The 13,811-nt window shown below is 62.5% G+C and carries 16 protein-coding genes; 8 read left to right on the top strand and 8 right to left on the bottom strand.

Annotated features, from left to right (window positions below; translation table 11 throughout):
* Positions 1–30: 30 nt before the first annotated feature.
* Positions 31–1,410: a 30S ribosomal protein S12 methylthiotransferase RimO gene (gene rimO, locus SKA58_RS05345; protein ID WP_009821350.1), complete on the top strand. Its 1,380-nt coding sequence runs from the start codon at positions 31–33 to the stop codon at positions 1,408–1,410.
* Positions 1,411–1,447: 37 nt separating this feature from the next.
* On the opposite strand, the gene SKA58_RS05340 is transcribed toward rimO, so the two are convergent.
* Both SKA58_RS05340 and SKA58_RS05335 read right to left on the bottom strand, forming a co-directional pair.
* Positions 1,448–2,266, bottom strand: coding sequence for a DUF3298 and DUF4163 domain-containing protein (locus SKA58_RS05340; RefSeq protein WP_009821349.1), 819 nt, complete (start codon positions 2,264–2,266; stop codon positions 1,448–1,450).
* Complete coding sequence (locus SKA58_RS05335) at positions 2,266–2,472, bottom strand: hypothetical protein (RefSeq protein ID WP_009821348.1); 207 nt, start codon at positions 2,470–2,472, stop codon at positions 2,266–2,268. Before SKA58_RS05335 ends, SKA58_RS05340 begins: the two co-directional genes overlap by 1 nt.
* Positions 2,473–2,613: 141 nt before the next feature.
* Between SKA58_RS05335 and SKA58_RS05330 the strand changes: the two genes are divergently transcribed.
* Genes SKA58_RS05330 through argC form a run of 4 tightly spaced genes read left to right on the top strand, consistent with a single transcriptional unit; the run spans position 2,614 to position 6,287 of the window.
* Positions 2,614–4,011 carry a leucyl aminopeptidase family protein gene (locus SKA58_RS05330; RefSeq protein WP_009821347.1) on the top strand — a complete coding sequence of 466 codons (1,398 nt, stop codon included), beginning with the start codon at positions 2,614–2,616 and terminating at the stop codon, positions 4,009–4,011.
* A gap of 59 nt (positions 4,012–4,070) precedes the next feature.
* A complete protein-coding gene (locus SKA58_RS05325; protein WP_009821346.1) occupies positions 4,071–4,478 on the top strand; it encodes a MarR family transcriptional regulator in 408 nt (135 codons plus the stop codon).
* Positions 4,438–5,346 (top strand): C40 family peptidase, encoded by a 909-nt coding sequence (locus SKA58_RS05320; RefSeq protein ID WP_009821345.1) that lies wholly within the window; start codon positions 4,438–4,440, stop codon positions 5,344–5,346. Before SKA58_RS05325 ends, SKA58_RS05320 begins: the two co-directional genes overlap by 41 nt.
* Positions 5,343–6,287 carry an N-acetyl-gamma-glutamyl-phosphate reductase gene (argC, locus tag SKA58_RS05315; RefSeq protein ID WP_009821344.1) on the top strand — a complete coding sequence of 315 codons (945 nt, stop codon included), beginning with the start codon at positions 5,343–5,345 and terminating at the stop codon, positions 6,285–6,287. The genes SKA58_RS05320 and argC overlap by 4 nt, the downstream gene beginning before the upstream one ends.
* Positions 6,288–6,294: 7 nt before the next feature.
* Here the strand turns inward: argC and SKA58_RS05310 are convergent, their stop codons facing one another.
* Positions 6,295–6,504, bottom strand: a complete 210-nt coding sequence (locus SKA58_RS05310; protein WP_198005925.1) for a hypothetical protein — start codon at positions 6,502–6,504, stop codon at positions 6,295–6,297.
* Between the two features lie 215 nt (positions 6,505–6,719).
* Between SKA58_RS05310 and SKA58_RS20020 the strand changes: the two genes are divergently transcribed.
* The gene (locus SKA58_RS20020; RefSeq protein ID WP_009821342.1) at positions 6,720–6,893 is read left to right on the top strand and encodes a hypothetical protein; all 174 of its coding nucleotides are present in this window, start codon (positions 6,720–6,722) and stop codon (positions 6,891–6,893) included.
* Positions 6,894–6,953: 60 nt separating this feature from the next.
* Positions 6,954–8,279, top strand: coding sequence for a PQQ-dependent sugar dehydrogenase (locus SKA58_RS05305; RefSeq protein ID WP_037542616.1), 1,326 nt, complete (start codon positions 6,954–6,956; stop codon positions 8,277–8,279).
* Between the two features lie 16 nt (positions 8,280–8,295).
* On the opposite strand, the gene SKA58_RS05300 is transcribed toward SKA58_RS05305, so the two are convergent.
* Positions 8,296–9,114: an ATP-binding protein gene (locus SKA58_RS05300; RefSeq protein ID WP_009821340.1), complete on the bottom strand. Its 819-nt coding sequence runs from the start codon at positions 9,112–9,114 to the stop codon at positions 8,296–8,298.
* Positions 9,115–9,228: 114 nt separating this feature from the next.
* Here SKA58_RS05300 and SKA58_RS05295 point away from each other — a divergent pair, with 114 nt between their 5' ends.
* Complete coding sequence (locus SKA58_RS05295) at positions 9,229–10,185, top strand: L-threonylcarbamoyladenylate synthase (protein ID WP_009821339.1); 957 nt, start codon at positions 9,229–9,231, stop codon at positions 10,183–10,185.
* A 24-nt stretch (positions 10,186–10,209) separates the two neighbouring features.
* On the opposite strand, the gene SKA58_RS05290 is transcribed toward SKA58_RS05295, so the two are convergent.
* The 4 genes from SKA58_RS05290 to SKA58_RS05275 form a co-directional block, all read right to left on the bottom strand.
* Entirely contained in the window at positions 10,210–10,473 is a 264-nt protein-coding gene (locus SKA58_RS05290) for a hypothetical protein (protein ID WP_009821338.1), read from the bottom strand.
* Positions 10,474–10,596: 123 nt separating this feature from the next.
* Entirely contained in the window at positions 10,597–11,130 is a 534-nt protein-coding gene (msrA, locus tag SKA58_RS05285) for a peptide-methionine (S)-S-oxide reductase MsrA (RefSeq protein ID WP_009821337.1), read from the bottom strand.
* A 44-nt stretch (positions 11,131–11,174) separates the two neighbouring features.
* The gene (locus tag SKA58_RS05280; protein ID WP_009821336.1) at positions 11,175–12,881 is read right to left on the bottom strand and encodes a long-chain-fatty-acid--CoA ligase; all 1,707 of its coding nucleotides are present in this window, start codon (positions 12,879–12,881) and stop codon (positions 11,175–11,177) included.
* Positions 12,882–13,018: 137 nt separating this feature from the next.
* On the bottom strand, positions 13,019–13,702 hold the full coding sequence (locus SKA58_RS05275; protein WP_009821335.1) for a DUF1013 domain-containing protein: 684 nt from the start codon (positions 13,700–13,702) through the stop codon (positions 13,019–13,021).
* Between the last annotated feature and the right edge of the window lie 109 nt (positions 13,703–13,811).

Raw genomic sequence — 13,811 nt, 5'->3', positions numbered from 1 at the left:
TTTTCCGTGACATTGGCCGCAAAAATCCCTATGTGCGCGCCGATCATGGCAACCAAAATTCCAGACGCGCCGAAGATCGGCATGGTGTCGCTCGGCTGTCCCAAAAATCTGGTCGATTCCGAGCGTATCCTGACCAAATTGCGATCCGACGGCTATCAGATGTCCGCTGACTATGCGGGCGCGGACGTCGTGCTCGTCAATACATGCGGTTTTCTCGACTCGGCCAAGGAAGAGTCGCTCGAAGCCATCGGCGAAGCGATTGCGGAAAATGGCCGCGTCATCGTGACCGGCTGCATGGGTGACGAAGCAGAGGTCATCCGCGCGAAATTCCCGCAGGTGCTGGCCGTCACGGGCGCGCATCAATATGAGCAGGTCGTCAATGCCGTGCATGACGCCTCCCCGCCCATCCCCAATGCCTTTGTCGATCTGGTGCCCGAAGGGGGCCTCAAGCTCACACCGCGTCACTACAGCTATTTGAAGATCAGCGAAGGATGCAATCACCGCTGTTCCTTCTGCATCATTCCCTCAATTCGCGGCGACCTGGTAAGCCGCCGTATCGATGCGGTGCTGCGCGAAGCGGAAAAGCTGGTGGCGGCGGGCACGAAGGAATTGCTGGTCATCAGCCAGGACACATCGGCCTATGGCGTCGATACCCGCCATGATGTGCGGCAATGGAAGGGCCGCGATGTCCGGGCGCACATGACCGACCTTGCTCGAGAACTGGGCCAGTTGCGCACGGCGGAGGGGCGCGCACCATGGGTGCGGCTCCACTATGTCTACCCCTATCCGCATGTCGATCAGGTCATCCCCCTGATGGCGGACGGCCTACTGACGCCCTATCTGGACATCCCCTTCCAGCATGCCGCCCCCAATGTGCTCAAGGCGATGAAGCGGCCGGCCAACGAAGCCAAGGTGCTTGATCGCATCCGCAAGTGGCGCGCCATCTGCCCGGACATCGCGATCCGCTCTTCGTTCGTGGTCGGTTTCCCCGGCGAGACGGAGGCGGATTTCCAATATCTGCTCGACTGGCTGGATGAAGCGCAACTCGACCGTGTCGGCGCGTTCCGGTTCGAACCGGTGGAGGGCGCGGCGGCCAACGCTCTGCCCGATGCCGTGACCGAAGAGGTCAAGGAAGAACGCTACCAGCGGATCATGGAAAGGACAGCGGCCATCAGCGCCGCCAAATTGCAGGCTAAGGTCGGCCGCATTCTGCCCGTCATCATCGATGAAGTCGGCGAACCCGACGAGGATGGCAGCATCGGCGCGACGGCACGCAGCCAGGCGGATGCGCCGGAAATCGACGGTAATGTATTCCTACGCGATGTCGGCGAGGGACATCGCGCCGGGGACATTGTCGATATCGTGGTGGAGGATGCCGACGACCATGATCTCTACGGCGTTCCCGCCTGAAACACAGACGGTTCCGCCGAAGCCTTGGCCCCGATGATCAGGGCGTCAGAAAGGCGTCCTGATACTCGGTCTTGATCGCCTTGCGCATCGCGGCATCCACCGGAATCGTCACTTCATACGTCCCCTCGGCATAAGGACCGGCACTATAGGGACCGATGATCACGGTCATGCTGTCGATCAGCTTACTGTCCTTGGAGGCTGGCACCAGAACCTGATCCAGCGGATCGATGCATTTGGTGAAATCATCGTCGCCAGCAACGACCGGTTCGCCCCGTTTCTCCGCGCGCTGCTTGTCCAGTTCGGCACAAAAGCGATCGCGAATGGCGGCGGCAAAAGCAGTGGGCGACGTCATCAGCGCCTTGACGCTGGTTTCCCGCTGGCGCTCTTTATCCCATAGAACGGTGTCATATCCCGTCATGCCATGGGCGCCACCAGTATAGACATAGGTCTGCGAGCGGAGCGACAGGAATCGCGGCGTATCGCCCGCGACCGTCCATTCTGTTTCAAGACTGTGGGGCCGAAACGGATAACCCGCCTTTTTCGCCGATTCACTATCTTCCCGCGCCATCTTGAGGGCGTCGGCCTTGCCTGCCTCCATCGCTTTGCGAAACTTGTCGACCAGCGCCGGAATCGCCGCTGCCTCAGCGGGATAGGCATAGGCGAATTCCAGAAATTCGGTCTTGTCGCTTTGCGAAAAGGGGGCGGCAGGGGATGAGGGCGGCCGGCTCACACCCGCCATATGATTGGCAAATTGCGTGGCGCCTACGTTTGAAACCGAATTGCCGGCGGTTTCATCTGCTGTTGGCGAGCAAGCTGCCAAGAACACCGCAACCGCCATCACCCCGCCGCCGCGCATCAGTGCGCCTGCGCCTGGGCCGCCCGGCAGCGCTCGCCGACTGCCTGGCGTGCATAGTCGCTTTCCAGCGCGCGACCAGCATTCGACCAGCCTTCGGCGATCAGCGCCTGCTGAACCGCATTGCCATTGTCAAAACGGCCGGTTTCAGCGAGCGCATAGGCCCTGGCGCGCGCCGCCTGCAAACTGCGGTCATCTCCGTGTGTCATTGTCCATCTCCTTGTTTCTTCTTTCATTCCTTCTAGGCCGATTGGCCGAGGGAGGCAAAGACGGAATGGGTCGGCCGTGCCACGCGCGCGATGGGAAATTGCCTCTTCCCCTCCTCCTGAACTTTCCCTTACATCGGCGGCATGATCGACTTTTCCGACCTGCTCAAAACAGACAACCAACAGCCCGCGCACATGATCCAATTGCTGGATCCCGACAGCTACGACGCGTGGAACAGCGGGCAATCCGCCTCGACTCGGCACATGCTCTCAGCGCAAAAGTTTCGCGGCAAGATTGGCGATCATGCGCTGTTGTGGGGCGGGGATCAGCATGACTGGTCGGTCGTCACGGTCGTGCCGGATCGGGGAAAAATGGGCCCCTGGTACCTCGCCAAATTGGCGGAGGCCTTGCCGGAGGGGCAGTATCGGCTCGCCGATGGTCGGGCGGGTGACGCGGCGCTTGGCTGGCTGATGGCGCAATATCGGTTCGACCGCTATCGGCAGGACGACAATTCAACGGGTCCCAAAGTCCTTCTGACCCAGGACGTCGCCCGTATTGAACCGACCCTGCATCTGGCCCGTGCAACCGCGCTGGTGCGGGACATGGTCAATGTTCCGGCTGCCGACATGGGGCCGCCTGATCTGGAGCAGACGGTGGAACGCGTCGCGCAACCATTCGGCGCCCGCGTCACCACCACCCGCGGGGATGCACTGGAGCAGGGCTTTCCCATGATCCATGCCGTGGGCAAGGCCGCCGACCGCAGCTTTGCGCCGCGGTTGATAGAATTGGAATGGGGTGAGCCGTCCGACCCCCGCCTCGCCCTGGTGGGCAAGGGCATCTGTTTCGACAGCGGCGGCCTCGACATCAAGCCATCATCGGGCATGCGCCTGATGAAGAAGGACATGGGCGGGGCGGCCCACGCGCTTGCGCTTGCACAATTGATCATGGCGAACCGTCTGCCGGTCCGGCTGCATCTTCTGATCGCCGCAGCCGAAAACGCCATTGGCGCGAACGCCTTTCGCCCGGGCGACATCCTACGCAGCCGCAAGGGGCTGACCGTCGAAATCGGCAATACCGATGCCGAAGGCCGCCTTGTGCTGGGGGACGCGCTGACTCGCGCCGGCGAAGACAGGCCGGACCTGGTGATCGATTTCGCCACGCTGACGGGCGCTGCGCGTGTCGCGGTCGGCCCCGATCTGCCCGCCTTATTCTGCAACAACGATGATCTTGCGGGGCAAGCAATCGCCCATGGCACCGACGTCGACGACCCGCTGTGGCGGTTGCCGCTGTGGGATCCCTATGCCGATATGCTCAAATCCGACGTGGCCGACATCAACAATGCCGGTGATGGCGGCTTTGCCGGCGCGATCACCGCAGCCTTGTTCCTGAAACGCTTCGTTCCGGACAACACACCCTGGCTCCATCTCGATACATTCGCCTGGCGTCCGTCCGCCAAACCCGGCCGCCCCAAGGGTGGCGAAGCGTTGGGTATGCGCGCCATATTCAGATTGCTTCAGGATCGCTATCGCCCAGAACGATGACGCATTTACAAAGGCCTATCCGTTACGCAACCGGATTGGCCATCGCGCGTTAAGCGGGCATGAACGCCCTTTCAGCCAGTCAGTCCTCCGCCGAGACCAACCGCCCGGGCATCCCGTTGCTGCGTCAGTGGATGTCGACACTGGTCGATTATGTACGCTCGGGCAAACCCGACCTTACCAATCGCCAAATGGCCCTGATGATGACGGTGTATATCAGCTCGGGGCCGCATACCGTCCGGGGCCTTGCCGAAACGCTGCATGTCTCAAAGCCGGTGATCACGCGCGCGCTCAACAAATTATCGGCGCTCGGCTATCTGCGGCGTGAGCGCGATGTTGCAGACCGTCGCAATATTTTCATCACCCGAACGCCCAAAGGCGCGGAATTTCTTGACGCCTTTCACCTTTTCATCGCAGGAACCGCGCGCGATGAACGGATGGACAACCCCGCTGCGGAACGCTCCGCCTGAAAGAACCCGGTTCAAACTGCAAGGCCGTTCGGCCGCGCTGGACCGGCGCGTTCATGCGGCGCGTGGCGACTTGGCCGATCTTTCGCTAGCAGGAACGCTCTTTTCCGCTCACTATGCGCGGGCGGTTGCATTGACATGCGTTGCGCCCGGCACCCCCATATTGGCGGCGGCATCGCCAACGGCCGAAGCGATCAGCGAACTGCTGCGCGGCGAAATCTTCCACGCACTGGACGTAACCACGGACTGGGCTTGGGGTTTTTGCGGGCATGACGGCTATGTCGGCTATATCCGGCGCGACGCGCTGGATGTTGAGGAACAGCCCACCCATCGGGTAACGGCATTGACCGCGCCCCTGTTCAGCGCGCCCGACATCAAGTCGCCGATCGCGGACTATTGGCCGCTTGGGGCCAGGTTTACGGGCGAGCATTGTGGTGACTTCATCGCCTGCGGGGATGGGTTTGTGCATCTGCGCCATGCCGCGCCTTTAACCGAGTCGACCGCCGATTGGGTTTCGTTGGCCGAACGGCACCTGGGCAAGCCCTATGTCTGGGGCGGACGCGGGCATCGCGGCATCGACTGCTCCGGCCTGGTCCAGGTGGCGCTCGGCCGAGCAGGACTCAGCGTGCCGCGCGATACCGACCTGCAAAGCGAAGGGATCGGCACGCCCATCGAAAGCGACGCAGGGCTGAAACGTGGCGACCTCATCTTCTTTCCCGGCCATGTCGGCATCATGACGGACGGCGCCACCCTATTGCATGCGAACGCGCACTGGATGGCCGTGGTGAAGGAACCTTTGGCCGACGTCGTCGCCCGGCTGGCGGAAGACCATCCCAGTCCGATCATCGCGCGGCGCAGGGTAAGCTTATGATCACGAATGTCTTCATCGATGGCGGGCATGGGACGACCGGGATCGAAATCGCCGAAAGGCTCGCGGGCCGGCAGGAACTCTCGCTCATCACGCTCGATCTGGAGGATCGCAGGAATGCGGCCGCCCGGCGCGACGCGCTGAATGCTGCGGACATCGTGATCCTGTGCCTGCCCGACGACGCCGCGCGCGAGGCGGTGGCGCTGATCGACAATGATCATACGCGCGTGATCGACGCATCGACCGCGTATCGCGTGGCCGACGGATGGACCTATGGATTTCCGGAACTGGAGCCGGGACATCGGAACCGCCTGGCCGCAAGCCGCCGCGTCGCCAACCCGGGTTGCTGGCCCACGGGTTTCCTTGCGCTGGTGCGCCCGCTGGTGCTCGCCGGGCTCATTCCAGCTGACTGGCCGGTCACAGTGTCCGGCGCATCGGGCTATTCGGGCGGCGGCAAGGCGATGATTGCGGACTATGAGGGCGCCGCCGCGCAGCCCAGCGCCTTCCGCCCCTATGGCCTCAGCCTCGGGCACAAGCATGTGCCGGAAATGACCCGCTATTCCGGATTGACGCACCCGCCGCTCTTCGCGCCTGCGGTGGCCAATGCCTATCGCGGCATGATCGTGGAAGTGCCATTGCAACTGCGCGCCATGCCGGGCACGCCATCGCTGGCCGACATTCACGACGCGCTGGCGTCAGCCTATGCGCAGTCGTCGATCGTCACCGTCGCCGCGCTGGAGGACAGCGCGGCCATGTCCGGCGTGCCGCTGGAATATGTGGGCGCGACCGATCGACTGGCATTGTTCCTGTTCGGCAACCCGGACACCGGCCAGGCCCGGCTGGTGGCCGCGCTTGACAATCTGGGCAAAGGCGCGGCCGGCGCGGCCGTGCAGAATCTCAATATCCTTGCCGGATTGCCCGAGACCGCTGGGCTGCGCCTTTAAGCCATCGTCAGTGGACGGTACCGGCCGGCTGATCAATTGCCAGCAACAGGATGAGCCGTTCTATCTGCCGCCAGTGACAGAAATGGATATGGTTGCCCTGGTCCAGGCTTCGACCGGCACGGGCGGCCGCTTCATAGCCGGCATTGGTGCCAAATCGGCTGATCAGATCGGCCGCGTCGTCAACGCTTTTGCGGCCGGACAGATATGGCAATTGCATGGTGCGCCCCCGCTCCCCCTTTTGATATCCATCGGCCGACCCAAGAAACATGCCATCCAGGCGGATCAACGAAAACGCTGGGAGACTATGATGAAGACGCGTTTAGGCATATCCCGTTTCGGGACGAATATCCCGCTTCGGGATCGTTCGACCCATTTTGGACAGGGTCGCAAAGGCGCTGGCTTCAATCAGATTAGCATGGCAAGGACAGCGCCATGAAGGATCGTCGTTCCAATCCGACCGGTTCCGGCGCGATCATCGCGCTGCTGATTCTCGCCGGCACGATCGGCGGCGGCCTGTTGGGTCAGCCGACGATCGGGTTGTTAAGCGGTTTGGCGCTGGGTATCATTATCGCCTTGCTGATCTATCTGGGCGAACGCGGCAAATAAGCGCCGTTGCAACGGGGCAATAACCTTGCCCGACACCCGATCGGCGCATAGATGTGGCGCATGAACAAGCATCTCATTGCCCTCCCCCTCGTCGCCCTCGCGCTCGTTGGCGGTGGATTTCTCTATCTGGCCCAGGGCGACACAGCACGATTGCCGGCAGGCGCCGATACGGGCCGGGAACCGGTTTTCACCAGCCCTCGCAGCGAGATGATCCCGACGGTGAATATTGCCGAGGTCAAGCCGTGGAAGGCCGGCGAGAAACCCGTTGCCGCCAAGGGATTGGCGGTCGACCGGTTTGCCGAGGGCCTGGCGCATCCGCGATCCCTGCTGCGGCTGCCCAATGGCGACATCTTGGTCGCCGAAACCAACAGCCCGCCGCGCCCCAAGGACGGCATCGTCCAGCGGGTCATGAACTACCTGATGGACAAGGCGGGTGCTGGCGTTCCTTCGGCCAACCGTATTACCCTGCTGCGCGACACCGACAATGACGGCAGGGCCGATACCAAGACGGCATTTCTGACGGGCCTGAACTCGCCCTACGGAATGGCCTTGATCGGCGACACGCTTTACGTTGCCAATACTGATGCGCTGATGGCCTTCCCGTACAAGGAAGGCGACACGAAGATCAGCGCCGCCGGGCGCAAGATCATCGACCTGCCCGCCCAATCGCCCAACCAGCATTGGACCAAGAGCATGGTCGCATCGCCAGAGGGCCTACTGTACATCGGCGTTGGGTCGAACAGCAATATCGGCGAAAATGGGCTGGAGCGCGAGCGCAACCGCGCGGTGGTGTTCGAAGTGAACCCCAGGAACGGGTATAAGCGCGTCTTTGCGTCCGGTCTGCGCAACCCTGTCGGCCTTGCCTTCGAACCCAAGAGCGGGGCGCTATGGGGCGTTGTCAATGAGCGCGACATGCTGGGCGCGGACCTTGTCCCCGATTATCTGACGCGGATCGAATTTGGCGCCTTCTACGGCTGGCCCTGGAATTATTGGGGCGGGTATGAGGATCGCCGTGTCCAGCCGCAGCGCCCGGAAATTCGCGAATATACCAAGCGCCCCGATTATGCGCTGGGCAACCATGTCGCGCCGCTCGGTCTGGCTTTTGCCGACAAGGTGCAACTGGGCGCGCCCTTTACCGACGGCGCGTTCGTCGGCCTGCATGGCAGCTGGAACCGCAAGCCGGCCGCTGGCTACAAGGTGGTGTTCGTCGGCTTCAATGACGGAGAGGCCGGCAGGACGAAGCCGGTCGATGTGCTGACCGGGTTCCTGGACGAGGATGGCGACGCCCATGGCCGCCCTGTCGATGTGGCGGCGGATGCGCAGGGCGCCCTATTGGTCAGCGATGATGTCGGCGGGATCGTCTGGCGCGTTGCGAAGGCCATGTGAGTGATAGGGCTGGCGATCAGATCGTCAGTCCGTTCCGCCCGGCCAGTTCCACCACATATTGCCAGGCGACGCGGCCCGACCGACTGCCGCGCTGGGTCGCCCATTGAATGGCCTCCAGCCGGTCGACGGTCAGCCCCAGCGTTTGCGCATAGCCGTTGACGATCGCGACATAAGCGTCCTGATCGATTGCGTGAAAGCCGAGACTGAGGCCGAAGCGATCCGACAGCGCCATCTTGTCATCGATCACATCGCGCGGATTGATCGGATCATCCTGCTCGGTCAGGTGGCGCGGCACGATGTGACGGCGATTAGACGTAACGTAAAGTCGCACATTGGCCGGACGCGCCGCTGTGCCGCCCTGCAACAGCGACCGCAGGGCGCGGGCGTCGCCAGCGCCCTGCTCGTCAAAACCCAGGTCATCAAGGAACAGCACGAAGGGACGGTCGCTGCCCCGCAGCAGTGCGAACAGCGACGGCAGGCTGGCCAGCTGGTCAATGGCGCATTGTATCAGCGCGATATCGCGACCGCCCTGCTGCAACTTCCCGACGACAGCGGCCACCGCCGCAGACTTGCCCGTGCCGCGCGCGCCCCACAGCAGCACGTCATGCGCGGCATAGCCGTCCGCCAGGCGAGCGCTGTTGGCCAGGAGCGCTTCCTTCTGCGCATCGATCCCTGTCAGCAGATCATAATCGACAGGTGCGAAATCCTGAACCGGATCGACGGCATGCCCATCCCAGATATAGGCCGGCGCGGCGGCCAGATCGGCGCAAGAGGCCGTCGGCGGCGCCAGTCGCTCCAGTGCTTCAGCAATGCGGGTTAAAAGAGCGTCGTTCATCGGGCGGCCTTAGATCATTTCCATAGTGAAGGGAAAGCGATGTGGTGCCCCATGTCATTGTGCTGACGCAATGGCCTTTTACTCGGTCATTCAGGGGTCTATAGCGTGGGGGCCGTGACCATCGCAAATCCAGTCTATTCCACACGATCCTGCCGCTATGGCGCTGAATCGCTCAGGGAAGCGGCGCTGTTGATCCGCGCGGGCGAGCCGGTCGCGGTGCCGACCGAGACAGTATATGGCTTGGCGGCTGACGCGACCGACAATAACGCCGTGGCCGCAATCTACAGCGCCAAAGGCCGGCCGAGTTTCAATCCGCTGATCGTGCATGTCGCGCATATGGACATGGCGCGCTCACTGGCTCACTTGTCGACCACGGCGGAAACGCTGGCCGCGCAATTCTGGCCTGGGCCGCTGACCATGGTGCTGCCGGTACGGGCAGATAGCGGGCTGTCGCATTTGGTGACGGCCGGATTGCCGACCGTCGCGTTGCGCCTGCCGGCCCATCCCGCGATGCGTGCGCTGATCCGCGAAAGCGGCCGCCCCCTGGCCGCACCTTCGGCCAATCGCAGCGGATCGATCAGCCCGACGCGCGCCGAGCATGTGCTGGCCAGCCTGAATGGCAAGGTGCGCATGGTGCTGGACGAAGGGCCGACCAGCGAGGGGCTGGAATCGACCATCGCCGCCCCGGAAGCGGACCGGATACGATTATTGCGACCCGGCCCCGTCACGGCCGCGATGCTGGGCAAGGCCACCGGACTTCCCGTCGTCGTCGGACTGGCGGATGCTGCGATCGAAGCGCCTGGCCAGTTGGAAAGCCATTATGCGCCCGCCAAGGCCGTCCGCCTGGAAGCCCTTCGGGCGGAGGCGGACGAATATCTGATCGGATTTGGCCTGATGCCGTGCCACATCAACCTCAGCCCCGAAGCCAATCTGCGCGAAGCGGGCGCGAACTTGTTTGCGGCATTACATATCGCCGACGCGAGCACCGCTGCACGGATCGCCGTGGCACCGATCCCCCCGGAAGGCATTGGCGTGGCGATCAATGATCGGCTGAAACGCGCGGCGGCATAATCGACCTGCGATCAGCGCGCCGCGTCAGTCGCAGCGTTCATAGCCCGCCTTGCGACATTGTTTGCGACGCGCCTTTTCGGCCTTTTTCGCCTCCCGGCCTTCGCGCGCTTCCTTCTCGCGCATCTTGCGGCCATAATTGCGGTCCGCCTCATCCTGGCTAGTGGTTGCCCAGTCGGCAACCTGCGAGCCCGCCCTGACTGGCGCGGTAACGACGCTGGCCACCGTGCGGACGCATCCGGTCAGTCCCAGTAGCAGCAATGGCCCCGCCAATATCATTGCCTTGTTCATCGTTCCGTCCCCGCCAGTTGCTGATGCGCGCCTGTCGTCCATAGAGGATATGCCCGACAGACGCCACCGGAAGGGCGGCGCCGTCGTCACGACCGCATATACACACAGCAAATAAGCGAACGATCAGCCGTCCAGACGCTCCCCAAATCCTTTGCGCAACTTGGCCAGCTTGGGCGGGATGACCGCCATGCAATAGGGATTCTGGTCCCCGACCCTATCCCAATAGTTCTGATGATAGTCCTCGGCTGGATACCAAGGCGCCTGCGGCTCTATGGCCGTCACGACCGGTGCGGACTGATCGGCCTGCGCCCGCTCGATACCGGCGCGTGCTTCCTGCTCCTGTTCGGCGGAATGCGGAAAGATCGCCGACCGATATTGCGTGCCGATGTCATTACCCTGACGGTTGAGCGTCGTGGGATCATGGGTGGCGAAAAAGATGTCGAGCAAATCGCCATAGGAAATGACGTCGGGATCGAAGGTGATGCGGATCGCTTCGGCATGGCCCGTATTGCCCGAACAGACCTGTTCATAGGTCGGATCGGGCACCGTGCCGCCGATATAGCCGCTTTCGACCGTCTTCACGCCTTTCAAATTCTGGTACACGGCTTCGGTGCACCAAAAGCATCCGCCGGCCAGCGTTGCGACTTCTTCCGCCATTTCGTCATTCCTCACATCTCTATGAGGCAATCAGATAGGAAGGATCAGGCCGTGGTTCCAGCCTCCAGCGCGGCGGCCTGCGCCTTTGCCCGCTCCTCGGCCACCAGTTCCTTGCGCGACAGCTTGCCGACCAGGGTCTTGGGAAGGTTCAAGCGGACTTCAACATCGCAGACACGCTCATGCTTGCCCAGTTGTGGGTTCACCCAATCCTTGAGCGCAGGGCCGTCAATCTCATGCCCATCGTTCAGGGTCACGAACGCCTTGGGCTGCTCGCCGCGATAATGGTCAGGAACGCCGATCACCAGCGCCTCCTTCACCGCAGGATGATGGTAGAGCACGGATTCGACCTGGCTGGGGAACACCTTGAACCCGCCGACAGCGATCATGTCCTTCAACCGGTCGACGATCTTCACATAGCCATCTTCGTCAATGATGCCGACATCGCCCGTGCGGATATATTCCCCGACAAAGACCTTCGCGTCAGCGTCCGGCCGATTCCAATAGCCCTTCATGATCTGCGGCCCCGCGAACAGAAGTTCGCCCGGCTCGCCTTCGGGCGGCGGCCGCGTGGGATCTTCGCGATCCACCAGCTTCACGCGGGTTGCGGGAACAGGCTGCCCCACCGTGCCGCTCTTGTTGAGCCCCTCATAAGGGTTGGTGCAGACGATCGGGCTAGTTTCGGTCAGCCCATAGCCTTCGATCAGATGCGCGCCAGTCGCCGCCTCGAATTTCTGCTTGAGCTCCAGGGGCAGCGGCGCACCGCCCGAAATACAGGCGCGCAGTGACGAGAAATCGATATTGCGGATCGCGGGATGATCCAGCAGCGCCTGAAACATCGTCGGCACGCCCGGCAGGGACGTTGCCTTAACGCGCTGAACGGCGGCCAGCACCTGCGCCGCGTCGAAGCGGGGCAACATCACCATTTCGCCGCCATTCACCACCGTGCGGTTGAGCGTACAGGTGTTAGCAAACACATGGAAAAACGGCAGGACCGCGATGATGCGATCGGGTTCATGCTGGTGCGGGTCGATCGCCTGTGCCTGACGCGCATTGGCTGTCAGATTCTGGTGCGTCAGCATCGCGCCCTTGGGCGTGCCGGTCGTACCGCCGGTATATTGCAGCAGGGCGACGTCGTTGACGGGATCGATCTGGGCGACCGCGCAATCGCCCTTGTTGGTCATGAACCGGTCATAGCGGATGATCCGCGGATCATCGGGGATCGCCACGCTTTCGCTGGCCTTGAACCAGCGAAACAGCAAGGATTTGACCGGCGGCAGCATCTCGGCGACCGATCCCACGATCAGCGTTTCGAGTGTGCTATGTTCCAGCACCTCCATTGCGGTTGGCAGCAACGCCTTGGCAGACAGGGTAAAGAGGATTTTCGTGCCGCTGTCTTCGACCTGATGCTCCAGTTCGGCGGCGGTATAGAGGGGGGAGAAATTGACGACGATGGCGCCCGCCATCAGCGCGCCATAATAGGCCGCGACATAATGGGGGGTGTTGGGCAGATAAAGGCCGACCCGATCGCCCTTCTGCACGCCCATGGCCTGTAGCCCACAGGCCATGCGGCGAATCTGGTCGTACATTTCGCCATAGCTGAATTTGCGCCCCATGAAATCGACCATATGGGCGGTTGGATGCGCCAGCGCGCTGTCCGTCACCATCTGCCCCATCGACATCGGCGGAAAGGTCTGATCCCACTGCGCGGGATGGCGATACTTGTCCTTCAGGATCTTTTCGATGCTCTCCATGCCCTGGAGTGTATGGCGCGCCCGCGCTTTACGCAAGCGTCAACCAAGGAAAAAGGGCTGCGTCCCGTGCGGACACAGCCCTTGAGAAACGTCTGATTTCCAGCGCCGGCCTCATAAGAGCCGCTGACGCTACGGCATCAGACCTCGCCCTTGTTGCTGCTGAAAGGATCGATGATCGTCGCGGCGCCGGAAATGAAGCCGGACTCGCTCTTGAGGGCATCTTCGGCACGACGCACGGCATCTTCTCGCTCGCGCCGCAGTTCCTCGATCAGCGCCTCGCGGTCGCCGTCCAGGCGCGAATCGGTCGGCGCCTCGATACCAGCCTTCTTCGCCGCCCGCACCACCAGCGCATCCAGTTCGCGCTGCGAACACAGACCCAGCGTCACTGGATCCTTCGGTGTGATGTTGCTGATGTTCCAATGGGTCCGGTCGCGGATGGCGGCAATGGTGGTGCGGGTCGTGCCGATCAGCTTGCCGATCGCGCCGTCCGAGATTTCAGGATGGTTGCGCAAAATCCATGCGATGCCGTCGGGCTTGTCCTGCCGCTTGCTGACCGGCGTATAGCGCGGCCCCTTGGTCCGGCGCACGGGTTCGGGCCCTTTCAGCATCTTGAGCTTATAGTCCGGGTTCGCTTCACCCTTATGGATTTCGTCCATGGTGATTTCGTGCGCGCGGACGGGATCGCGCCCGGTATATTTGATGCTGGCGGTGTCATCGGCGATCGCCTGCACTTCAAGGATATGCAGCCCGCAAAATTCCGCGATCTGGTCAAAGCTCAGCGCGGTATTGTCGACCAGCCAGCTGGCGGTCGCATGGGGCATGAGAGGCTGGGACACGGGACTTCTCCGGCACGTAAAAACGATAAGGGCCGCCCAAGCAGGGCGGCCACGACAGAGCAGGGATAGTCCATCCCGCCGGTTCCGGCAAGAT

Origin of the sequence: Sphingomonas sp. SKA58 (assembly GCF_000153545.1) — a bacterium.
Classification (GTDB): Bacteria; Pseudomonadota; Alphaproteobacteria; order Sphingomonadales; family Sphingomonadaceae; genus Sphingobium; species Sphingobium soli.
This window is presented reverse-complemented; position numbering and strand designations above follow the sequence as displayed.

What these genes read in the sequence shown, in the direction of transcription:
- rimO (WP_009821350.1), top strand. Translation starts at nt 31, where the DNA reads ATGTGCGCGCCGATCATGGCAACCAAAATTCCAGACGCGCCGAAGATC.
- SKA58_RS05340 (WP_009821349.1), bottom strand. Translation starts at nt 2,266, where the DNA reads ATGCGCGGCGGCGGGGTGATGGCGGTTGCGGTGTTCTTGGCAGCTTGC.
- SKA58_RS05335 (WP_009821348.1), bottom strand. Translation starts at nt 2,472, where the DNA reads ATGACACACGGAGATGACCGCAGTTTGCAGGCGGCGCGCGCCAGGGCC.
- SKA58_RS05330 (WP_009821347.1), top strand. Translation starts at nt 2,614, where the DNA reads ATGATCGACTTTTCCGACCTGCTCAAAACAGACAACCAACAGCCCGCG.
- SKA58_RS05325 (WP_009821346.1), top strand. Translation starts at nt 4,071, where the DNA reads ATGAACGCCCTTTCAGCCAGTCAGTCCTCCGCCGAGACCAACCGCCCG.
- SKA58_RS05320 (WP_009821345.1), top strand. Translation starts at nt 4,438, where the DNA reads ATGAACGGATGGACAACCCCGCTGCGGAACGCTCCGCCTGAAAGAACC.
- argC (WP_009821344.1), top strand. Translation starts at nt 5,343, where the DNA reads ATGATCACGAATGTCTTCATCGATGGCGGGCATGGGACGACCGGGATC.
- SKA58_RS05310 (WP_198005925.1), bottom strand. Translation starts at nt 6,504, where the DNA reads ATGCAATTGCCATATCTGTCCGGCCGCAAAAGCGTTGACGACGCGGCC.
- SKA58_RS20020 (WP_009821342.1), top strand. Translation starts at nt 6,720, where the DNA reads ATGAAGGATCGTCGTTCCAATCCGACCGGTTCCGGCGCGATCATCGCG.
- SKA58_RS05305 (WP_037542616.1), top strand. Translation starts at nt 6,954, where the DNA reads ATGAACAAGCATCTCATTGCCCTCCCCCTCGTCGCCCTCGCGCTCGTT.
- SKA58_RS05300 (WP_009821340.1), bottom strand. Translation starts at nt 9,114, where the DNA reads ATGAACGACGCTCTTTTAACCCGCATTGCTGAAGCACTGGAGCGACTG.
- SKA58_RS05290 (WP_009821338.1), bottom strand. Translation starts at nt 10,473, where the DNA reads ATGAACAAGGCAATGATATTGGCGGGGCCATTGCTGCTACTGGGACTG.
- msrA (WP_009821337.1), bottom strand. Translation starts at nt 11,130, where the DNA reads ATGGCGGAAGAAGTCGCAACGCTGGCCGGCGGATGCTTTTGGTGCACC.
- SKA58_RS05280 (WP_009821336.1), bottom strand. Translation starts at nt 12,881, where the DNA reads ATGGAGAGCATCGAAAAGATCCTGAAGGACAAGTATCGCCATCCCGCG.
- SKA58_RS05275 (WP_009821335.1), bottom strand. Translation starts at nt 13,702, where the DNA reads ATGCCCCATGCGACCGCCAGCTGGCTGGTCGACAATACCGCGCTGAGC.